18 protein-coding genes are annotated in these 21,714 nt (G+C 62.3%); 6 read left to right on the forward strand and 12 right to left on the reverse strand.

Annotation, left to right across the window (positions count from 1 at the left end):
- Positions 1–20: 20 nt before the first annotated feature.
- Positions 21–701 (reverse strand): type 1 glutamine amidotransferase domain-containing protein, encoded by a 681-nt coding sequence (locus tag IB249_RS00480; RefSeq protein WP_192301579.1) that lies wholly within the window; start codon positions 699–701, stop codon positions 21–23.
- Between the two features lie 392 nt (positions 702–1,093).
- On the opposite strand from IB249_RS00480, the gene IB249_RS00485 reads away from it, so the two are divergent.
- Positions 1,094–1,609, forward strand: a complete 516-nt coding sequence (locus tag IB249_RS00485; protein ID WP_192301580.1) for an Hcp family type VI secretion system effector — start codon at positions 1,094–1,096, stop codon at positions 1,607–1,609.
- Positions 1,610–2,193: 584 nt separating this feature from the next.
- Here IB249_RS00485 and IB249_RS00490 read toward each other — a convergent pair.
- The 5 genes from IB249_RS00490 to IB249_RS00510 all read right to left on the reverse strand — a co-directional run bounded on the left by IB249_RS00490 (position 2,194) and on the right by IB249_RS00510 (position 6,884).
- Positions 2,194–2,367, reverse strand: coding sequence for a hypothetical protein (locus IB249_RS00490; protein ID WP_192301581.1), 174 nt, complete (start codon positions 2,365–2,367; stop codon positions 2,194–2,196).
- An 11-nt stretch (positions 2,368–2,378) separates the two neighbouring features.
- Positions 2,379–2,621: a hypothetical protein gene (locus IB249_RS00495; protein ID WP_192301582.1), complete on the reverse strand. Its 243-nt coding sequence runs from the start codon at positions 2,619–2,621 to the stop codon at positions 2,379–2,381.
- Between the two features lie 61 nt (positions 2,622–2,682).
- Positions 2,683–3,753 carry a lipocalin-like domain-containing protein gene (locus IB249_RS00500; RefSeq protein WP_192301583.1) on the reverse strand — a complete coding sequence of 357 codons (1,071 nt, stop codon included), beginning with the start codon at positions 3,751–3,753 and terminating at the stop codon, positions 2,683–2,685.
- Positions 3,743–6,214, reverse strand: coding sequence for an ABC transporter permease (locus tag IB249_RS00505; protein WP_192301584.1), 2,472 nt, complete (start codon positions 6,212–6,214; stop codon positions 3,743–3,745). The genes IB249_RS00500 and IB249_RS00505 overlap by 11 nt, the downstream gene beginning before the upstream one ends.
- 1 nt (position 6,215) lies before the next feature.
- Positions 6,216–6,884: an ABC transporter ATP-binding protein gene (locus tag IB249_RS00510; RefSeq protein ID WP_192301585.1), complete on the reverse strand. Its 669-nt coding sequence runs from the start codon at positions 6,882–6,884 to the stop codon at positions 6,216–6,218.
- 204 nt (positions 6,885–7,088) lie between these two features.
- On the opposite strand from IB249_RS00510, the gene IB249_RS00515 reads away from it, so the two are divergent.
- Both IB249_RS00515 and IB249_RS00520 read left to right on the forward strand, forming a co-directional pair.
- A complete protein-coding gene (locus tag IB249_RS00515) occupies positions 7,089–7,382 on the forward strand; it encodes a type II toxin-antitoxin system RelE/ParE family toxin (protein ID WP_192302784.1) in 294 nt (97 codons plus the stop codon).
- 2 nt (positions 7,383–7,384) lie between these two features.
- On the forward strand, positions 7,385–7,693 hold the full coding sequence (locus IB249_RS00520; RefSeq protein WP_192301586.1) for an addiction module antidote protein: 309 nt from the start codon (positions 7,385–7,387) through the stop codon (positions 7,691–7,693).
- 228 nt (positions 7,694–7,921) lie between these two features.
- On the opposite strand, the gene IB249_RS00525 is transcribed toward IB249_RS00520, so the two are convergent.
- The gene (locus IB249_RS00525; protein ID WP_192301587.1) at positions 7,922–8,728 is read right to left on the reverse strand and encodes a class I SAM-dependent methyltransferase; all 807 of its coding nucleotides are present in this window, start codon (positions 8,726–8,728) and stop codon (positions 7,922–7,924) included.
- Positions 8,729–8,899: 171 nt separating this feature from the next.
- Here IB249_RS00525 and IB249_RS00530 point away from each other — a divergent pair, with 171 nt between their 5' ends.
- A complete protein-coding gene (locus IB249_RS00530) occupies positions 8,900–9,283 on the forward strand; it encodes a hypothetical protein (protein WP_192301588.1) in 384 nt (127 codons plus the stop codon).
- Here IB249_RS00530 and IB249_RS00535 read toward each other — a convergent pair.
- The 5 genes from IB249_RS00535 to IB249_RS00555 all read right to left on the reverse strand — a co-directional run bounded on the left by IB249_RS00535 (position 9,274) and on the right by IB249_RS00555 (position 17,738).
- Complete coding sequence (locus tag IB249_RS00535; protein ID WP_192301589.1) at positions 9,274–10,701, reverse strand: sigma-54-dependent transcriptional regulator; 1,428 nt, start codon at positions 10,699–10,701, stop codon at positions 9,274–9,276. The genes IB249_RS00530 and IB249_RS00535 overlap by 10 nt on opposite strands.
- On the reverse strand, positions 10,670–12,166 hold the full coding sequence (locus tag IB249_RS00540) for an ATP-binding protein (RefSeq protein ID WP_192301590.1): 1,497 nt from the start codon (positions 12,164–12,166) through the stop codon (positions 10,670–10,672). Before IB249_RS00540 ends, IB249_RS00535 begins: the two co-directional genes overlap by 32 nt.
- A gap of 101 nt (positions 12,167–12,267) precedes the next feature.
- Positions 12,268–13,299 (reverse strand): SCO family protein, encoded by a 1,032-nt coding sequence (locus IB249_RS00545; RefSeq protein ID WP_192301591.1) that lies wholly within the window; start codon positions 13,297–13,299, stop codon positions 12,268–12,270.
- Entirely contained in the window at positions 13,296–16,103 is a 2,808-nt protein-coding gene (locus IB249_RS00550; RefSeq protein ID WP_192301592.1) for a multicopper oxidase domain-containing protein, read from the reverse strand. Before IB249_RS00550 ends, IB249_RS00545 begins: the two co-directional genes overlap by 4 nt.
- Positions 16,104–16,289: 186 nt before the next feature.
- Positions 16,290–17,738: a sensor histidine kinase gene (locus IB249_RS00555; RefSeq protein ID WP_192301593.1), complete on the reverse strand. Its 1,449-nt coding sequence runs from the start codon at positions 17,736–17,738 to the stop codon at positions 16,290–16,292.
- Positions 17,739–18,058: 320 nt separating this feature from the next.
- Here IB249_RS00555 and IB249_RS00560 point away from each other — a divergent pair, with 320 nt between their 5' ends.
- Both IB249_RS00560 and IB249_RS00565 read left to right on the forward strand, forming a co-directional pair.
- On the forward strand, positions 18,059–19,405 hold the full coding sequence (locus IB249_RS00560; protein ID WP_192301594.1) for a hypothetical protein: 1,347 nt from the start codon (positions 18,059–18,061) through the stop codon (positions 19,403–19,405).
- Positions 19,406–19,440: 35 nt separating this feature from the next.
- A complete protein-coding gene (locus IB249_RS00565; protein ID WP_192301595.1) occupies positions 19,441–21,690 on the forward strand; it encodes an Ig-like domain-containing protein in 2,250 nt (749 codons plus the stop codon).
- Positions 21,691–21,714 lie beyond the last annotated feature (24 nt).

Here is a 21,714-nt window from a genome sequence, read left to right on the forward strand (position 1 = left end):
CCCGCAGGCCAGGCCCGGGTCTACTTTTTCAGTTTCGCCAACAACGCCTGCGCCGCGGCTTCCGACGATGCCGGGTTCTGCCCGGTCAGCAGCAGGCCATCGGTCACCACATAACTGGCCCAGTCATCGCCCCTGGAGTAAATCCCGCCCCGCTCCTTGAGCATGTCTTCCACCAGAAAGGGCACCACCTGGGTCAGTTGCACCGCCTCTTCTTCGGAATTGGTGAAGCCCGTGACGCGCTTGCCCTTGACCAGGGGCTGGCCGTCCGACCCTTTCACATGGCGCAATACCCCCGGCGCATGGCAGACCAACGCCACCGGCTTGCCCGCCCCGTACAGCGCCTCGATCAAGGCAATCGAAGCCTTGTCTTCGGCCAGGTCCCACAGCGGACCATGACCGCCCGGATAGAACACCGCATCATAATCTTCAGCGCGCACGCTGCTCAGCAATGCGGTGCTCGCCAATGCGGACTGGGCTGCGGAATCCTTGCGAAAGCGGTCTGTGGCAGCGGTTTGTGCATCCGGCTCGTCGCTTTTGGGGTCCAGCGGTGGCTGGCCACCCTTGGGTGAAACCAGCGTCAGCTGCGCGCCGGCGTCCTTGAAAGCAAAATAGGGTGCGGCGAACTCCTCCAGCCAGAAGCCGGTTTTCTTGCCCGTGTCACCCAATTGATCGTGGGACGTCAGAACCATCAGGATTTTCATGTCGCGCTCCTTGAATTCAGGGAATGTGTTCGGCGCTGGATTCGACCACCTCGCAGCGCCGTTCGTTGCAACCGCACACCTCATTGGTGGCCTGCCGCCTTGATGTGCAAGAACTCACACGATCAATCCACTGCCTGGCGCGGTTTCAACACACAACGCCGGGTTTATCTGAGCAGCCATACAGTGCGTTGGTAATTGCGCGGCGCTGCGCAGGCGATTGCGCGCATTACCTGAATGATCGTCGCCTGAACAGCGTCGCGCTCCTGAAGAATCAGCACAACACCCTGATCTGAAAGGCTGACGACCGGGCTGGCATGGACCTTGATAACGCTGATGTTCCCCGGAGGCCATACCGCCTTCCGGGCACCTTCACTGATTCAGGGAGAGAATCCATGGCAATACCCGCGTACATGTCCATCACTGGCAAGAAACAGGGACTGATCACCGAAAACGCCTCGACCGCCGACTCGGTGGGCAACGGCTTCCAGGAAGCTCACAAGGATGAAGTCATGGTCCAGTCGGTCACCCATGACATCATCATCCCTCGGGATCCGCAGTCCGGCCAGCCCACGGGTCAGCGTGTACACCAGCCACTCGTCGTGACCAAGGTATTCGACAAGGCTTCGCCCTTGCTGCAAACCTCCCTGACCACTGGCGAAGTGCTGACCGAAGTGGTGCTCAACTGGTTTCGGATTTCGGCAACGGGCACCCGAGAGCACTACTACACCACCAAGCTGGAGGACGCGATTCTCGTCGCCATCAACAACAAGATGCACGACTGCCAGGACGCCACGGGGGCGCACTTCACCCACATGGAAGAGCTGCAATTCACCTACCGAAAAATCTACTGGACCCACGAAATAAGCGGCACTACCGGCTCCGACGACTGGCGTAACCCTGTCACCTGATTCAGCAGGACGGTTTCATGCATCGGTCAGCGCTGCTGGCCGGTGTCATTTGCATCCATGTCCAACTGTCACCACGGGCTGAGTTATTTTCAACAGGCTCTGGGAGCACACTTGCACGATCAACTAGCGGCTACAAAAACTTCGCCTTTGCGAGTGACCGCCGAATTGCACAGCGATATTGCGCACAATATTGCGCAATACTTAAAACAGTTCGGCTATTTGAGAATTACCGCAAGGACAGAGATGTCCATGGGTAAATAACGGCGAGAGAGGTGTTCGCCCAGTGTAATGGCCTTGGCAATCCTTGCACCGGTAAAGAGCCCCGCCACTGGGCGAACGGCGAGTATTTTAATGCAACTTCCCTGTCATGTCCGTGCCAATAACATGAAATTTACTGAGCATTAATTAAATGTCATCAAAAATATGACTTACATACACCACTTAAACTCACCTGTTCGACCATAACGACTGATAAATCTTGTACGAAAGATGTACAAGAACACCCGAAAGTTATAGGGCCAATGCTCGACTCCAGTATTGAGCATTGGCTAAAAACATCGACTCAGCATTACTTCGCTGTCGGTTCAACCGTTGCGGGCCGTTTCCTGCGCCGTGGATTCTCCGCTGGCGGTGCCTTTACCGCTGTCCTTGCGCCGGGTCGGATCGGTAGGACGCAGGGCGTCATTGTCGCGCTCGACTTCCCCGGGCGGACGCGGTTCGTCAGGGTGTTTCGAGGTATCGGGAGATTGGCTCTTCATGGGATTTATCCTCAGGATTCGGGATCGTCAACTTCATGGCTGACGTTCACGGCAGGCGAGTCCTTGTGCGATTGCCTGGCCTTGTCCTTGAGGGTCTGCCACTGCTCCAGGTTGATGGCGCCCTGCCCCAGCAAATCGTCCGCCACGCGCACCAGTTCGGCGTAATGGGCGTCGGGGGATTGTTGCCAGTAGGCCTGGTCGTCGAACAGACGCTGCCACGCGGCCAGGTCGGGGGCTTTGAGGTCATCGCTCATGACGGCTCCGGTGAATGGGCTGGTTCAATTAGGAGGACGCCGTACCGCCGAGAGTTCCGCCTCAGTAGCCAGTCATTTCCAGATAGCCCTGCCCCGCGTGGCTGCCGCTCAGGCGCACGGGGCCCTCCCAGTAGGGAATGCGCAGGTTCATCCAGGCATTGGGGTTGAGCGCGGTGGTGGTGAGGTCGAGCTGCTTGCCGGGAATCCTGATGGACCAGCGCACAGGCATCGAGCGCCCGGCCACCGGCTCGAAGCCTTGCGGTGTGAGGCTGATGTCAGCGGCGTGCAATAACTGGGTGCGCCCTTGCGCGTCGATCCAGGTGCCGGTGAGGTAGGGTTCGCCCTCGTTCTGGCGCATGCGGTAGAGCATCACCCGTTCGCCGCTGTCCAGATGCAGGGAAAACCAGTCCCAACCGCTCTGGTTGGCGGTGAGGGGCTGGCTGCTCCACTCACGGTCCAGCCACGCCGGGCCGCTGACCTGATACGCCTTGCCATCGATTTCCAGCGTACCGCGGGCCTGGAAAAACGGCTGGCTGTAATAGTACGACGCCTGGCCCTGTTCGGATTTCTGGCTGAAACCCTGGTCGCCCTGGAGCACTGGGGCACGGTCGGTCGTCAATTGCAGCGTGTAGCTGAAGCCCTTGTCCCGGGCGCTGAGTTGCAGATTATCCAGGCCGTCGGGGCCCAGGCTGGCGAAGCGCCAATCGTCGATCCAGGCGCTGAACGGCTGAACGCTCACCCCGGCCTGGCCGACGCCTCCCCGGGCATAACGTTCCGCCGCGTGGTGCACGCTCGCCGAAGTCACTGCCGCATGGCCGAGCCAGATCGTCTGGTTACCCCACCCCGCCACTTCCGGCGTGGCTTTCAGCGCACTGCGGAACAATGTCCATTGCACGCCAAACTCGTGCCCCTGATCGTCCTTGAGGTTCGCGGTGACGTACCACCACTCGATGCGAAAACCTTCATGGGCACCGTGATCCGCCGGAAAGATGAACGCCCGGCCAGGCACCACCGGGGTAAAGGTGGTGGCTTCACCACCGAGTCCGGCGAAGCCCTTTTCAACCGGTGCCGAGTCATCGCAGCCACTCATCAGCAGCATCAGCCAGCACAGAGCGACGCACTTAATCCTCATGGGCAAACGTCCTCAGCAGGTCCGCCGGTTGCGTGCGGTACAGCGAATACAGCGGCCACGCCGATGCCAGCAAGGTCGCGAGCAATGCCAGCCCCATCAACTGCGCCAATTGCAGCGGGAACAGCCGCAATGGCAGGCGCCAGCCGAACGCTTGCACGTTGATCACCGTGTCCAGGCACCACGCCAGCGCGATGCCCAGTGGCAAGGCGAGCACCAGCGTCAGCACCGCCAGCAGCCAGGTCTGGCCGAGGTTGAGCAGCATCAGTTGCCGACGCGTCACGCCCAGCGCCCACAGCGGCGCAAGTTGTCCGATTCTGCTCTGGCTCTGGGTCAGCAGGCTGATGAACAGCGCCACGCCGGCGACGCCAAGGGTCAGGCTGTTGAGCGCCGCCGTCGCGGCGAAAGTGCGTTCGAATACCTGGGTGGACCAGCCCTTGAGCCGGGCCTGGTCGACAATGCGGCTGTCGTCGAGGGCGAAAGCGGCCTGAAGGGCGTTCAGGAATGCCGGGATCAATGCGGGTTCGATGCGCAGGTTGAAACGATTCGGCGTCAGTTGCGGCCAGCCGCGCAGCAGGTGATCGGCGTTGACCAGAATGTGCCCCTTCGGATTGCCGTAATCGGCATAGATCCCGACGATTCGTGGCGACCATGTGCCGGTCGGCGTGGGCAGTGCCAGCTGTTCGCCCAGGCGGACGTTCAGGCGCCGGGCCAGTTGTTCGCTGAGCATCAGCGTGTCGTCCTTGACCAGTCGTTCCCACGGGTCATCGCCCAGGGCTTCGAGCAACGGCCAGTGCTGGCGATACGTCGGGTGGTCGATCACGCCAAACACATCCGCCGGCCAGCCTTGCAACTGGATCGACACCTGCCAGTTGGGCAACACCGCCGTGAGCGACGGCTGCTGTTTGAGCCAGGCCTGTAACGCCACCGCTTGAGCCGGGTTTTGCGGGCTCACATACAGCTCGGCAGTCAACCGCTGTTCGAGCCAGTCACTGAAGGTCTGGCGGAAGCCGGCGGTCATGCTGCCCGCGCCGATGTTCGCCGCCAGGGCCAGCAGCAGCGCCATCAACGCCAGGCTCAGGGCCGGCAATTGCTGGCGGCAATCGGCGAGGAAACACTGCCCGAGCACGGAACGACGGCGCTGCAACAGCAGGTTCAGCAGCGTGTTGAGCAGCACCGGCAACGCCAGCGCGGCACCGATCAGCAGTGCAGCCATCAGCACGAAGCCACTGGCGAGGCTGTCGCCAAACGCCAATGCCAGCCAGGCAATCACACCGGCCAGCAGCGCGACCCCGCCCTGGCGCCGCAACCAGCGGGCGTGGGCTTGATGCCAGGCCTGCGGGTCGGCCAGGGCCAGCAGCGGCAAACGCGCCGCCCGCAGCAGGCTGCTGGCACCGGCCAGCAAGGCGCCCAACAGGCTCAGACCAACGCCGCTGAACCACCACCCAGGGCTCAGGCTCAATTGCCCCGGCACCTCGGCGCCGTACAGGCCCCGCAGACTGGCGGCGACATCGGGCAACAACACGCTGGCCAGCAGATAGCCGCTCACCACGCCGGCCAGGGCGCCGATCAAGGCCAGAAGCCCCAGCTCGACGGCCAGGCAAGCGATCAGCCTGCGTGCGCTGACGCCGCAGGCGCGCAGGGTCCGGAGCAGGCCGCGACGTTGTTCGAGTGCCAGGCCGATGGCCGCGTGAACAATGAAAAGGCCGACGACAAAGGAAAGAAAGCCCAAGGCATCGAGGTTCAGGTGGAAGCTCTCGGTCAAGCGCGACAGGTTGTTCTCCTCACCGCTGCTCCTGAACTGCAACTGCCCCTTGAGCGAGTCCGGCAAGGGCGCGCTGAACTCCCTGGGCAGCAGCAGCCGCGACAGCTGATCTGGCAGCCCGAGAAGCTGCTGGGCAAAACCGATGTCCACCAGCAACACACCGGGAGCCATGTCGGCCTGCACCTGAAGCGGCGGCAATGGCTCACCGCTCACGCTGGAAGGCTGCTCACCCTCGCGCAAACCGAGCGCCTGCAAAGTCTGGGGGGAAATCCAGGTGGTGCCCGGAGGGCTGAAGAAGTCGACGATCCTCTCGATGGCCATGGCTTGCCCGGCCACCGCAGAGCCGGCCGGCAACGACACGGGCTCGATGCCCATCAGTTGCAGACGCTGATCTTCATGCCCCTTGAGCGTCACCCGCCCCTGCAATACCGGGGACACGGGCCAGCCCATACGACGCAGCTCGATGAATAATGCCTGGGAAAACGTGCCGCCCGCAGGCGCACTGAGACTGGCCTGGGGCTCACCGCCGATCAACTGGCTGGCACGAGCGTAACTGTCCCGCGCCTGGCTGTTCAGCGCCTGCACACCGGTCAGCAGGCCGGTGGCGAGCCACAGACCGGTCAGCACGCTGAACAACTGCACCGGGTGTCGCCGCCAATGGCTGAGCAGCGCACGCAATGCCTGGAAAAATACCCGCACCTCAGCGCTCGTCCGCGCCGGCCAGGCGACCACGGTGCAACACCACTTTGTCCGCCAGTCGCGCCGCCACGCTGGGGCTGTGGGTGACCATCAGCAAGGTCGTCGGGCTGTCGTCGAGCAGCTCCAGCAACAGCTTCAGCACTTCATCGCTGGTGGCTTCATCGAGGCTGCCAGTGGGTTCGTCGGCCAGCAGCAACCTGGGTTGCGCCGCCAATGCCCGACCCAGTGCCACCCGCTGCTGCTGACCGCCCGACAGTTGCTCCGGATAACGCCGCAGCAGATCAGCCAACCCCAGACGCTGGACCAAATGGGCGTGCCAGCGCGCATCATGACGCCCGGCCAGTCGCGCCTGGAACGCCAGATTGTCCTCCACACGCAAACTGCCGATCAGGTTGAACTGCTGGAACACCAGGCCGATTTCAGTGCGCCGCCAGTTCGCCAGTTGCGCCTCATTCATCTGTTCAAGCCGGTGCTCGCCACTGCGAATACTGCCGCGATCGACCTTGTCCAGCCCGGCGATCAAGTGCAGCAACGTGCTCTTGCCGCTGCCCGACTCCCCCATCAGCGCCAGGCTACTGCCGGGCTTGAGCGTCAGGTCGACCCCCTGCAACACCGGCAGCGGACCTTGTGCGGTGGCATAGCTTTTGTAAACGCCTTGGACCTGAAGCATGGGACACCTGATTGAGAAGCGTGGGCCAAAGGATAGCGGGCCGACGCAGGTTTTGTCCGTTGACGATTGCGGAACGAAGCGACGCACCGGTGCTCCGGACACTCAATGCAAGACGCAAACGTCCCACAAAAAGCCAGGAAGAAAGACTCGAAGCGAGCGAACGGCCTGACTGATCTCACGTATCCGAATGGGTACCTTCAAGCCATGAATTATCTTGTTCGACAAACCACACGCTTCGCCGAATGGCACACTTCAATACGCGACTTGCGGGCGAGGGTTGCTATAGCGCGTCGCATTGACAGGGCTTCTGCGGGTAATCTAGGGGATATCAAATCGGTGGGTGACGGTGTATCCGAAATGCGCGTGGACGTCGGTGCCGGCTATCGAGTTTACTTCACCCTACGGAACAACGTCGTGATTTTACTGCTTGTGGGGGGAGACAAATCCTCGCAGACAGCTGACATCAAGCGGGCAAAAAAATTGGCAAGGGAGGTTTGAGCATGAGCCAGACGTTGACTACTTTCGATATGGCAGCACTGCTGGACAGTGACGACGCGATCAGCGAGTACCTTTCCCAAGTTCTGGCAGATGGCGATAACGAGGAGTTTCTTCGAGCGATCGGCTACGTTTTAAAAGCTCGAGGCATGGCACAAATTGCCAAGGATTCGGGAATGGGTCGCGAAAACCTGTCCAAAGCCTTCGCGCCCGGTGCAAGACCTCGCTTCGATACCGTTTTGAAAGTAGTTCATGCACTTGGACTTGATCTCTACGCACAACCTGGTCATGCGGTAAATCACTCGGCTCACTAGATGTTTGCAAGCCGGGCGCCACCTGCCGCCGGTATACGACTGCGTTGAACGCAGACCCAGCCTCCACAACAGATCCCCTGTGGGAGCGAGCCTGCTCGCGAATAACGCCCGGACAACGCGGGCATCCAGACAGTCCGCGTCATCGACGCCCCCCGCGAGCAAGCTCGCGCCTGCAATGGGCTTCGTGAACACTGGCCGTCTGCCCGTTCCCGCCGGTATCGACCCGGCTCAGCGCTTCACCGCCACCCAGGTAAAACACAGCGGCAACTGCGCTGCCCGTTGTTGATAGCGGTCGTAGAGCTCTTCGCGATTGGAATGCGGGTACTCCTTGAAGTGGCTGATCTGCAAGCCCGCCGCCATGGCGCCGGTGAAGATGTCGCTCAGGGTGTGAACGAACCAGTAGGACGTCGCTGCCGGTTGTTCGATCTTGCCTTCGTAGACGATTGGCTGGTCCTGCACGAACGGCTCGCGGCGAAAGTAAGATGTGGCCAGGTGATAGGGGTCGTCGGCTTCGGGGTCGAACATTTCCAGGAACGGATGGGTTTCGTACACCACCAGCGCGCCGCCCGGCTTAAGGGTGCGTGCGACGTGGTGGAAGAACTCGCCGATGTCCGGCATCCAGTTCAAGACGCCGATGGTGATCAGCGCCACATCGAAACGCTCGTGCAGTGCCTCCGGCAGATGATGGATGTCGGCCTCGATGAATTCGGGCGCGTGCGGCGAGCGGGACGCCAGCTCCCGCGCCTGATCGAGAAACGCCGCCGACTGATCCACACCCACCACACTGCGCGCGCCCAGTGCGAACAGCGAAAGGCTTTCGCGACCATTGTTGCAGCCCAGTTGCACCACGGCCTTGCCCTCGACGCCCAGTTGCTCCAACACACCGTGCAAGGTGGCGTCCAGGCAGGAGAAATCAGCCAGGGTCACGGACTCCAGCAGTGCCGGCCATTCGGGGTTGTTCTTGTGGTGTCGGGCGGAGTCGTTCCAGGCATCGCGGTTGCTGGCGACAGCGTTGGCGTTTGAGGGCATTTCCATTTGCACGCTCCAGAATGGGACAGTGGGTTGACCGGCCCGAGTCTAGATCAGCGCTTTTGATAAGCCCATCGGGTGTTTGTTGCAATCTTGTAAGCCGGCACTGACCGCGCTCGCCAGCTATAGTTAATGACCTTGGGGAAAAGCGGGAAAACCGATTTCACAGGTGCAGCCATGAAACACACCCCTTTGACGCTGTTGTTCGCCCTCACCCTCAGCCTCAACGCTCACGCGGACGACAGCCTGACGCCAACGTCCGAATACAGCAGCGAGTTCAATTACTACGGGGACCGCCAGCCGTTCGCCCATCCCGCGCCACCCAGCCTGAGCACAGTGCCACCCGGTTCGTACATTCCCACGGCACCGCAGGATTTCATTCCGATTTCCAGCCAGCACGCGTTTTCCGACTCACGCCTGCCAACGGTCGCGGACGCCACCGTGCGCGTGTTCATCCGCACCTACGACGCAGAGCGCGGGGTCTACGTCAATCAGGAGGTGATCGACCCGACCTGCCTGCTGGCGTGCCTCAGCCAAAAGGCCACGGCGGTCTACCACTGACGCTTGTCCGGGCGCGCAAGGCCGAGCTTTTCGATCCGGTAACGCAGCATGTCGCGACTCAGGCCCAGCAGACGCGCGGATTTGGTGACGTTCCAGTCAGTCTTGTCGAGCATCTTGCGTACCATGTCGCGTTCCACTTCCGGCAGGTTCATCGACTCGCTGCCGTTGTAGGCCGGGCGGGGTTCGCTGCGGGGCACCTCGGGCATCACCAGCGGTTCATCCATCAGGCTCAGGCACACGTTCAACTGGTGCGCAGCGATGCTATCGGTCTGGGCCAGCAATACCGTTTGTTCGAGCATGTTGCGCAGTTCGCGCACGTTGCCCGGCCAGCTGTAGCCCAGCATCAGCTCTTCGGCCTGGTCACTGAAATGCAGGTTCGGCTTGCCATAGCGCTTGCCGTGGATGGCGAGGAAATGCCGGGCCAACAACAGGATGTCTTCGCCACGGGCGTACAGGCGCGGCACCTTGATCGAGATGATGCGCAGACGGAAAAACAGGTCGCGGCGAAACTTGCCCTGCTGGACCATCTGTTCGAGGTTGCAGTTGGTGGCACTGATCACCCGCAGATCGACCTTGCGTTCCTTGACCGAACCGACCCGCCGAATCGTCCGGTCTTCCAGCAGCTTCAGCAGCTTGGCTTGCAGCAGCAGGTCCATTTCCCCCACTTCATCCAGGAACAACGTTCCGCCGTCAGCCGCCTCCACCAGCCCGACCCGGCGGTCCTTGGCATCGGTGAACGCGCCCTTCTCATGGCCGAACAGTTCCGACTCCAGCAGATTGGACGGAATCGAGGCGCAGTTGAACTCGATGAACGGACCCTTGCTGCGCGGCCCGTCAAAATGCAGGGCGCGGGCCACCAGTTCCTTGCCGGTGCCGGTTTCGCCCTCGACCAGCACCGGTGGCAAATCGGCGTTGGCCATGCGGCGCTCGGCGTCGAGCAACTGGCCAATGGTGTTTTTCAGGTACAGCATGGGCGCCGATTCGCCGATCAACGCCTGCACGCCCGACTTCTGCGCCTCGCGCTCCTGATAGAACGACAGTGTGCGCTCCATGCGTTCGGTGGCCAGGGCCTTGTCCAGCATCAGCTTGAGTTCGGGCAACGCCACCGGTTTGGTGACGTAGTGGAACGCGCCCTCTTTCATCGCCACCACGGCATCCTCGACGTTGCCGTAGCCGGTCATCATGATCACTTTCAGGTCCGGCGCGCTGATGCGCAGCTTCTGGATCAGATCGTGACCGCTCATGCCCGGCAGCGAGTTGTCCGTCAGCACCACGTCCGGGGCGAACGTACGCATTTGTTCCAGCGCTTCTTCCGCCGAGTGACAGACCGTCACCTCGAAATCCTTACGCTCCAGGTAGGTCTGAATATTCTCGGCGAGGAGTTCGTCATCCTCGACCAGTAGAATGCTGTGCTCCATGATCCTCTCCCGTTGCCACTTTAAAATTGAGACTGACGCGGGTTCCTTCCTGCTCCTGGCTAGCCAGTTCGACCGAGCCGTCAAAGCGCTCCATGATTCTTTTGACCAGAGCCAGGCCCACGCCCAGACCACCTTGCTTGGTGGTGAAAAAAGGCTTGAAGACCATTTGCTGCTGCTGTCGGTTCATGCCCTTGCCGGTATCGCTCAGGGTCATGCGCAAATGGCCCGGGTGTTGCGATTCGATCTCGATGCTCAGCACGCCGCCCTTGGGCATGGCCTCCAGGGCGTTGGCGAACAGGCTATTGAGAATCTGCGTCAGCAGCACCTGTTGGCTGACGACCGGCGTACAGGCCATCGGCGTGAAGCGCACTTCGACGCCGCAGCGTTTGATCAGCGCCTCGAAGGCGCACAGGGTGTCATCGATGGCCAGCACCAGGTCCACCGTTTCCTGGTCCTCATTCATCGGCCGCAACGACACCAGCAGCTCACGCACCCAGCGCGACATGCGATCGACCTGGTTGATGATGTCGCCGATATTCTTCTGCGCGCCATGGCTGGCGACTTCCTGGGCCAGTTCGGCGCTGGAGCGGATGTTCGCCAGCGGGTTGCGCAGGCTGTGGGCCACCGCCGACGACATTTCCCCCAGGGCGACGAAGGTTTCGTTGTTGATCAACTGCTTCTGCTGGCTTTCCAGCAGCTTGGCGGCACGCCACACGATCCAGAACAGCCCGAGGTAAATGGCGGCCCCGCCCAGCAGCGTGGCGAACCAGGTCGTCTTGAAACCGCGCTGGATTCTCGCCACCAGGTCCACCGGTTCCTTGTAGATCTCCACCATTGCGATCACTTTGCTTTTGTCGGCGTTGAACATCGGGATGTAGTTCTCGATGAACAGGTATTCCGGTTCCCGCAACAGTCTTTGTTCGGGACGCTCTTCGTCGATCTCGTGGTAGCTGGTGGACACCGGTTCCTTCATTTCGAAGGACTCGTCCAGCTCCTCGTCGTCCTCGATGCGCACACCGATCAGTTCCGGGTTGGTCGACCACACCACCGTACGGTCCTGGGCATACACCGTGGCCAGCAGCAGGTCCGGCAAGTGTTCGACATGATCGAGAAACTCGGCACGCGAAGCCGCCCTGGCTTGCGCCGAAACATCGGGATAGGCGTTGTCCTGGCGCGGGTCGAGCATTTCGCCGATGGTTCTGTTCGGGTTGATCGAAGCATGACGGATTTCAGCCGCGCCGATGGCCTGGACGAATTGCGCGGTCAGCATGGAATCGCGCTCGATACTCTCTTCCACCACGAAACGCGTGGAAATGTAGCCCAGCGCCAGCGCCACACCGGCGATGATCAAAAAGCTGCCCAGGGAAAACCAGCGCAGCAGGTTGAATTGCCCCCGCAAGCCAATGCCCTCTGCTACTGGCGTATTCGGCAACGCAGGTACTTGTGGTGGTTCGAGTATCTGCATGGAAGAGTCCCGAGCGTGACGTAAGGCATTTCCCGTGGCGTTTCGGATCAGTGTAGGTGGCATTGATCGAAACCGACGGCCTCAATGATTGTAATTAGCCGCTATGGCACCTGCGCCGCCTGCAACGGTTGCTGGCGTTCGGTTTCTTCCTCCAGGAACTCGATGATGGATTGCGCCGCGTTCTCATCCAGGCGCAGGTTTGGCATCGGGATCCGCTCGAAACGTTCGAACAGCTGCGTGGCAATGGGGTCCTTCTCGGCCAGCAGGCGATCCGGCTCACGGATCCAGCGGTTGAGCCACTTCGGATCGCGCTGGCGCGTCACGCCAATCAAGTCCGGGCCGATACTGCGCATGCCGATGCCCTGACCGTCCTGCGGCCCAAGGCTGTGGCACGACGCGCAACGGGTGCGGAACAGCTCTTCACCATTGCTCGGCGGGCGGATTTCAGGGGCATTGGCGTAGTTTTGTTCGGCACTGGCCTGCTTCCAGTTCTGCAAGGTGTTGGCCAGTTGGTCGGCGAGGATCCACGGGTTCTCGAACGGCGAGGCTTTCATCCAGCGTCCGGTGCCCTGGTTGCCGACGATCAGGCTCAGGTTGTGGTCCTTGTTGCGACCGTTGTCGACGCCCTCGATGAACAGGCCGAGCTTTTTGCGCAGGTCGGTGACGGCCTCGAACTCACCGGTCAGGAAGCGCCAGCCCGGCCCGACCTTGAAACGTTGCGCATAAGCCTTGAGCACCGGCGGGGTATCGCTCAGCGGGTCGATGCTGATCGAGTAGAAGAAGATGTCCTGGCCAACCCGGTCCCCCAGCAAGGTTTGCACCTGGCGCAGGCGCGCGGTCTCCAGCGGGCAGGAATCGCTGCACGACGTGAAGATGAAGTTGATCACCACCACTTTGCCTTTGATCAGGTCGTCGAAAAACCGCACCTGCCGACCGTCCTGGTCAGTCAGCAGGGTGTTGGGGAAATAATCCTCGCCCCAGGGCGTCGCCGATGGCGTCGGCGCCAGTGCGCCGTCATGGGCCACCAGGGCACGAGTCGCCAGCAGGCAGGTCACCAGGACCAGGACCAGGTGCATGCCCAGGGCACGGGAACGCGGCGTCGACAGCGCCCTGTCGGCGCGCGCCCGGTTCATGGTTTCACCTGCACCTGCGGGCCGAAGCCATCGCCATTGCGGAAGGTGGGCAGCGCGGCAGAGTTGACGTAGCGCACACCATCCCAGCTCGGCAGCGGTGTCGGCATCAATTGCAACTGACCGGGTTTCTCCAGGTCCCAGCGCAGCAGCATGGAGTTGTCCTCATGCTGGGTATTGTGACAGTGCTCCATGTACGTCCCGGCGAACTCGCGGAAATTGATCGCCATCTCGACGCTGTCCAGCCCATCTTTCTCCGAGCCGATGCGATACACGTCCTTGCGCGCCCACTTTTCCCATTCCGGAGGGGCCTTGCCGCCCCGGCTGAGGATGATGCCTTCCTCGAAGTGCACATGCACCGGATGACTCCAACCCGTGCCGCCGGCCTTGATGTTCCACACTTCCAGGGTGCCGAAACCGCTGGTGCCGGCATCGGTCGGGCCGCTGGCCAGTTTGGTCGCGGTGTTCAGGCGCCGTGGGTCCATGTGGAAACCGAACCCGCCGTCGGTCTTGACCGTCCACGGTGCTTCATCGGTGCCGTCGGAGCGGCCGAAGATGTAAGTCCGGTGGCGGGCCTTGGCCAGCAGTTGCTTGTCGGCGGCGTTGTCGCGGTGGATTTTCAGCGGGATCATCACCAGGCCCTCGGCCTTGCCGGGTTTGGCCGGTTCATACGCCGCCGGATCCATCGCCAGGTCCTGGCCGGTGTACGCCTTGACGTTGAGTTGCAGCACCTTGCCCACCGCCGGATCGCCCTTGTCCCACTGCGGGCCCTTGCTGGTCTGCTTGATCACCGCCAGGTATTTCTCGGAGAGCAGATCGGCCAGGGAAATCACTTCTTTGGGGCCTTTGCCGTCGTCGTGTGCCTGCAGGTTGACGAAGAACAGTTTGTCGCCGGGCTTGATCCCGTTTTTCGCGAAGTTGACGATGATGTCGAACCGCTCGGCGATGCCCTGGGTCGGCAGGATGGCGTTGTGGTTCTGCTTATCGCCGTCGGCGTCCAGGTCCATGCTGCCGTCGAACGGCACGCTGTGCTCCATGATGTTGCCGTCGTTGGCGATCATGTGGAACGGCACCCGGGCGTAGGACACGCCCGAGCCCTTGGGTCCCTGGAACTCGCCGCTGCTGCCCTTGATTTCACGCACCAGCGCCAGCTTGAAGTAACGCGACACCGAGCCATTGAGGATGCGGAACCGATAGCTGCGCGCGCGCACATCCAGAGTCGGTTTCCACTGCCAGTTGACCAGCACCTGGTCACCGAGGAAGCCGTCGGTGTTGAACGGGTTGAACCACAGTTGGCCGGCCTGATCCCAGGCCTTGTCGGCGAACACCAGGTTGACGTCATAGTCACGGTTGCCCCACGGCAAGGCGTTGCCGCTGGGAAAGCGCAGGTTGACGCCGTCGTTCACCGATTCATTGCCGCGATCCAGGGCACTGTAGTAATTCATCATCGCCGCGTTGCCCTTGTAGACGTTCTGCGCGGTGAAATCGAGCATGTGGTCGTGGAACCAGTGGGTGCTCATGGTTTCGCGCCAGTCACCGCGAATCCTGATGGTGCCGTGGTCGCAGGTCTTGCGGCTGGGGGTCATGTCATTGGTCCACAGGGTTTCGCCCGGTGCGCAGGGGAATGCCGCGCGCGGGTCCTCGGCCTTGGTGTTGATGCTGTCGTAACCGGCCAGCTGGATCGGCCAGCGGTAGTCGTAGTACTGGCCGGGGAAGAAAAACGCATTGGCATAGCCGTCGCTTTCCGCCGGGGCGTGGCCGTTGTGTTCGTGGGTGCTGATGGTGTGCAGGCCAAACCCCATGTTGGCCGACGGATCGATGGGTAAACCGTTGTAGTGACGCATCAACACCGGTTGGCCGTATCGCACCATCAACAGCTTGGGCGGCAAGGTGCCGTCGAAGGTCCACACCGAATTGTGGTTTTGCACCGGCATGTTCGGGTGGATTCGCGCATCGACGCCCCGGGCCGTGCCCTCGGTCGCCGGAATGCCGGCCACGTTGTGATAGAGGCCGCCTGGCCCGAACTCACCCACCGCGTAACCGTGCATCTGATGGCTGTCGCGCCAACCAGTGTTGAGCCGAGCCCCGGTCTGTACCGTCTTGTAGGCCATCTGCGGATAGAACTCGTTCCAGCGCTGGTGCGACCAGCCCTTTCCCGGCGGACGACCTTCGGCGGACGAGCCGATGCGGCGGTTGAGGAAGTACTCGATCTGCGCCTGCCAGGGGTTGCGGTCCACCACGTTGGAGAACTGGCTGGGGAACGGCGTCAGGCCCGGTTGCCGCATGAACGCATCGAGGGCCGCGCTCGGCGGTGCGCTGCGAGCTGCACTGGTGGGGTCCTGTTGCGGCAGCGGGCCAATCGCCGCCGGTGGAAACGGCAAAGGCGCCGTCGGTGTGGTGGGGTCGAGCTTCTCCGGGCCGAACTCTTCGAACAGCACCAGTTGCTGGGTGAAGGGTTGGGCGCCGAACAGCGGGCTGGGCTTGCCGTTGGTGGGGTAGTTGAAACTGGTCTGCACCGTCGGTGGCAGGATGTTTTCCTGACGCGGGGTGTCGCGGCTGCCCTTGACCCCGTCGGGCAAGTCGAAGGCGTCTTCGTTGGCCTCCGGCATGGTCAGGATGGCATTGAGGGCTGCCGGTTCGTCGGCCGGTTCGTCGTAATACGCAGAGGGGTCGGAAGGTTCTGGCTGTCGCTCGTCATCGATCGGGCTGGCGCGCAGCGTCGCTGTGCCCAGCGTCATTGTCAGCAGGACGCCCAGCGGCGTCAGCAGGCCAAACCACTTGAAGGAAAAACGCGCTTTCATGTTCATCACCAGCCGCCTCGCAGTCATGAAGGGGGTGCTGGTGGTTTTGCAAGGAGCTCGCCAAACCTGTAACAACTTATTACGAAAGCATTAATACTCGCGGAAACAATGGCTTATCAACATCAATGTGCCATGAGTGAAAAAAGGGGGTGGGGAATGGCACCCGCTAACGGGGAAATTTCATCCCCGGTTTCAGGGAAAACGCTTGAACGACAGGCGCACGCAGGTGCCCTCGCCTTCCCGACTGTCCAGGCTCACCGCACCGCCGCATCGTTCCATGATCCGCTTGACCAGCACCAGCCCGACACCGAGCCCACCCTGCTTGGTGGTGAAAAACGGACGAAACGCCATGCTGCGTTGTTCCTCGTTCATGCCTTTGCCGGTGTCGCGCAGCAGCACATCGACGCCCCGGGGATCGGCCGGTTCCAGCGTGATGGTCAACGTTCCGCCCTTGTCCATGGCTTCCAGCGCATTGGCAATCAGACTGTTGAGGATTTGCGCCAACTGGATGGGCTGGCTGAGGACCATCGGCGTTTCCTGGGGTGCGAACACCACATTGACCCCGGCCTTGGCGATCTGCTGCTCAAAGGCCATGAGGCTGTCATGCAAGGCTGCCACCAGGTTCACCGACTCCGGTTCGTCATGCAGCGGGCGCAAGGATTGAAGCAATTCGCGCACCCACTTCGACATGCGATCGACCTGGCCGATGATGTCGTTGATGTTCTTGCGTGCCGGGCCGCTGTCGAATTCCAGGGCCAGCTCGGCGCTGGAGCGAATGGTCGCCAGCGGGTTACGCAGACTGTGGGCCACCGCCGATGACATCTCGCCCAGGGCGACAAAGGTTTCGTTGCTGATCAGTTGCTTTTGTTGCGTCGCCAGCAGTATCGCCGCCCGCCGCACGATCCAGTACAACCCCAGGTAAATCAGCCCGCCGCCCAGGGCCGTTGCCAGCCAGATCAGCACCAGGCCGCGCTCCATGCGCTCGATCAGGTCCTTGGGCTCCTTGTAGATCTCGACCATGGCCGTGACGTTCTTGCCTTCGGCGTCGAACAGCGGGATGTAGTTTTCGATGAAGATGTATTGCGGTGGCGTGACGAACTTCTGCTCCATGCGAGCGTTGTCCACGTCGTGATAACTGGCCGACACCGGGGTCTTGAATTCGAAGGCCTGGTCCAGGTCTTCGTCGGACTCGATGGTGGTGCCCATCAGCGCCGGGTTGGTCGACCAGATCACCATGCGGTCGGGGGCATAGATATTGGCCAGGATCACGTCAGGCAAGTGCTCGATATGATCCAGAAACTCGCCCCGGGCATTGGCCCGGGCCAGCGGATCGACATCGGTCAAATGGCGGTCCTGGCGCGGGTCGAGCAACTCGCCCATGGTCCGGACATTGGGGATCGAGACGTGGCGCACTTCGGCCGAGGCAATCGCCTGGATGAATTGCGAAGTCAGCAACGCGTCGCGCTGCACGCTCTCGGTAATCACGAAGCGTGTCGACACCGCCCCCAGCGCAATCGCCACGGTGCCGATCACCGCCATGCTGATCAGCGAAAACCAGCGCAGCAGGTTGAATGGCTGTTTGCGCGAACGCAGAAGAACATCGCCCTCCTCGTTCTGAAGGGTGTGTGTTGGCATGTTCATGGGCGTACTTCCCGACGACTCCCCCCTTTGGTTATAGCCCATGGCCACGCATTTGCCCGATATCGGGTTGAGGAACCGATGCGGGGTGTTTGGGCGTCGTCCCACCGAGGGCAAGCCCCTCTACAGCGAGTCATCCCCACCTGTCCCCAAACCTGGGGACAGTGGCCCGTTCGCGTCCGCGCCCCACATGCCTAGCCCAGGCCCGACATCCCGCAACAACGGGCCTCTCCTGACACTTTCAGGCTTTTGGTATGGAAGTTGCCGAACCCCCTTCAACTGACCCATCCCCAGGGGGCAGGTCTTTGATAGAGGGAAAACCCATGCACCCTTTACTGTCCAAAACCACGATCGCCCTGATCGTAAGTGCACTGGCCCAAGGCGCTGCCCAGGCCGCCCTGTTTGCCGTGGATCCGGGACCCTATGCACCGGCCAATGGCAATTTCGCTGCCTGGTACCAGGACTCTCACGGTCGGACCCTGGACCTGTGCCTGACAAAAGCTGTCAGTTCCAGGGCACCCATAGTCCCCGGCACACCGGCCTACATGTGCCTGTTGAACCCCAATCCCGGTATCTTCGACGACACGCAGCCCATCGTTTTCCCGGACAACTTTCCCGATGAAGCCTTCTGGTTCACCGGCGACGGTTCCATCGTCGATGCCGCGCGTGGTATCGACCTGACTTACGTCAGCGCCGTGGAAGCCGCTTTCGCCGCCGAAGATCCGAAGGAAGGTGACCAAGTCAGTTTCGGGCGTATCCGCATTCGCGTCGACGTGCCCACCGCCGGTATCTACACCATCACCCACCCCTACGGCGTCGACATCTTCGACGTGCCGGCCGGTGGCCGTCGCGCGATCAACATGACCCGCGACATCGGCATCGGCTCACCGAAAACCTACGACGGCGCGCTCAAGAGCGACATCGGACCGTTCCTGCGCAGCGTCAATGGCCCCTACACCGAAACCAACCCGGCCACCGGTGCCGCCGAGCAATTCGTCGGCGATCCGAACCTGGAAGAAGCCTTCACCGGCAGTCCGTTCAACACCAACTACATCCGCATCGAGGGGCCCAACGGCCTCGATCTGCGCACCACGGTCATGGCGATTTCCGGCAAGTTGTCGACCGTCGCTCGCCCCACCCCGCTGATTGCCGAGCGCAGCACCTACTCTCGCAAAGCGGGCGACAGCGCCCCGGTGGCGCAACAGGATGTGTTCGTACTGGCCCCGCCGCCACCCGCCGTGGTGAAGCTGGACAGCAACACCCCGGTGCTGAACCTGACCGAAGCCGACACTACCGGCCACTGGTACGCACAGTCCTCCACCAACCCGACGCTACCCGCCAACCTGGTGGTGACCGCGGACAACCACCTGGCCATCCCCAGCAGTACGCCGACCTCACGGAGCCTGCCGCTGACCGACCTGGTGGTGATCTCGCAAGCCCAATACAACCTGAGCAACAGCACACTCACCATCGTCGCCTCCAGCAGCGATGAAACCTCGCCACCGGTCCTGACCGCCACCTCCGGCACCGGTGTCGCCATCGGCACCCTGAGTGGCCCCGGCGCAGAGAAAACCCTGTCGACCGGCATCACGCCGATTCCACCGGCCAAGGTTCGGGTGACGTCCGCCAATGGCGGCACCGATATCGAAGACGTGGTCATCGTGCAATGAACGCTCTCATGCCCAGACCCGCATCAGGAGGCATCATGAACAAGTGGCCACGCACCGCGCTCAACGCGCTAGGGCTGACTCTTTCGTTGTCCGGCAGTGCGTTCGCGCAACTCGCCGCCGTCGACCTCGGCCCCTACACCTTTGCCACGGGGAAATTCCCCATGTGGTATCAGGACAACAATTTGCTGTCGCTGGAACTGTGCCAGTCGCGGGCCACCAGCACCCGCGCCCCCGGCGCCCCTGGCGCCCCCGCCTACATGTGCATCCTGAACCCGGAGCCGGGCATTTTCGACGACACCCAGCCCATGGTGTTCCCGGATAACTGGCCGCCGGAAGCCTTCTGGTTCCTCGCCGAAACCAGCATCAACGATGTCGGCGGCTATGGCGTGGACGCCTACGTAGCGGGGATCGAAGCGGCCTTCGCCGCAGAGAACCCGGTTGACGGCGACCAGGCCAGCTTCGCGCGGATTCGCATCCGGGTGAACATTCCCGTGGCTGGCACTTACGTCATCACCCACCCCTACGGTCAGGAGACGATCAACGTCACCGCACCGGGCCGGCGGGCGATCAACATCACCCGCGACATCGGCATCGGCGCACCGGGCAACTTCTCCGGCGCGCTCAATGGCGAGGTCGGGCCCTTCCTGCGCGGTGCCGGCGGCCCCTACACCGAGGTCAACCCGGACACCACCGCCGTCGAGACCTTCATCGGCGACCCGAACATCTCCGAGCCGGTGACCGGCAGCCCGTTCAACACCAACTTCCTGCGCGTCCAGGGTCCGGCCGGGACCATCCAGACCAACCTGTTCACCGTTTCCGGCAAAATCCTCGACAGCCGCGCACAAACCCCTGTGGACATCGGCCGTGCCACTTACCGTCGCACCTCCACGGGCCCAGGCACCAGCAGTACCCGGGTGGAGGTCTTCGGCAAATCGGCGAACAGTTCGACCCTGTGCTTCCGCGAAAGCGTGGCCCTGGTTGCCGGACCACCGCCGACCCCCTGCCTGACCAGCATGCTCGGCGACGGCCGGGGCGAGTACTTCGGTCATCGCCTGACGGGCAGCACCGTTCCACCGCTGGTGGTGCTCACCGCCACCGATCCGAGCGGTGTGACCCGGCCGACCGCCGTGTCGAGCAAAGTCAGCGACGTGGTGAAAGTGCAGACCGCGCGCTACAACTGGAGCAACCACAGCCTGCTGATCGAAGCCATTTCGTCCGATGAAGTGGCGGTGCCGGACATGGTCGCCCAGGGCTACGGACGGCTGTCGAAGTCCGGCACCCTGCAACGCCTGACCGTCGCTGACCTGACCCAGCCACCGGCCAGCGTGACGATCAAGTCTTCGGCGGGTGGCAGCGATACCGAACCGGTCGTGGTAGTCGGCAGCGCCCCGGACAGCGGCGAGAACCAGGCGCCGATTGCTGTCGCCGACACCGGCAGCACCAGCTTCGGCGTACCGATCACCCTCAGCCTGCTGGCCAACGACAGCGATCCGGACGGCAACACGCCGCTCGCCATCACCGCGCTGACCCAACCGGCCACCGGGCAAGGCAGTGTGACGCTGAGCGGCACCACCGCCGTCGTCTACACCCCGCCCGCCGTGGTCAATGCGCCACTGACCACGACCTTCACCTACAAGGCTCAGGACATCAAAGGCCTGGCCTCGACGACGGCGGCGACCGTGACCATCAACGTGGCCCCCAACCAGGCGCCAACGGCCGTGGCCGACAGCATCGCGACCCTGGGTGTGTCGGTGCCCATCAACGTGCTCGTCAACGACACCGATCCGGAAGGCAACCTACCGCTCGCGGTGGCCAGCTTCAGTCAGCCCCCTGCCGGGCGAGGCAGCGTGACCAGCAACGGCACGGTGCTGACCTACAACCCACCGGCCACCGTCACCACGGCGTTCACCACGACCTTCACCTACTTCGTACGGGACAGCTTCGGCGCCGTGTCGACAGCACCGGCGACGGTCACTGTGCAGGTCTCGCCACGGCCACCGGCAGAAAACTTCGCCGTGACCGCCGCCACCGTGACCGCGCGTTCCAACAACCGCTTCACCTGGGACTTCACGGGCACCTCGTCGGTGACCACCGGCAACACCATCACCGTTCAGGTCACCACCCCGACCGGGCTGCAGACACTGGGCACCACCACGGTACCGGTGACCGGACGCTGGCGGCTGACGGTGAACAACACGACCACGGTGATTCCATCGGCCAACCCGACGGCGACCATCACCTCGTCCCAAGGCACCGTGCGCACGGTGCAAGTGATCTCCAACTGAGCCGCGCCCCATCGACCACCCGGT

The organism is Pseudomonas sp. PDM04, assembly GCF_014851765.1.
Lineage (GTDB): Bacteria > Pseudomonadota > Gammaproteobacteria > Pseudomonadales > Pseudomonadaceae > Aquipseudomonas.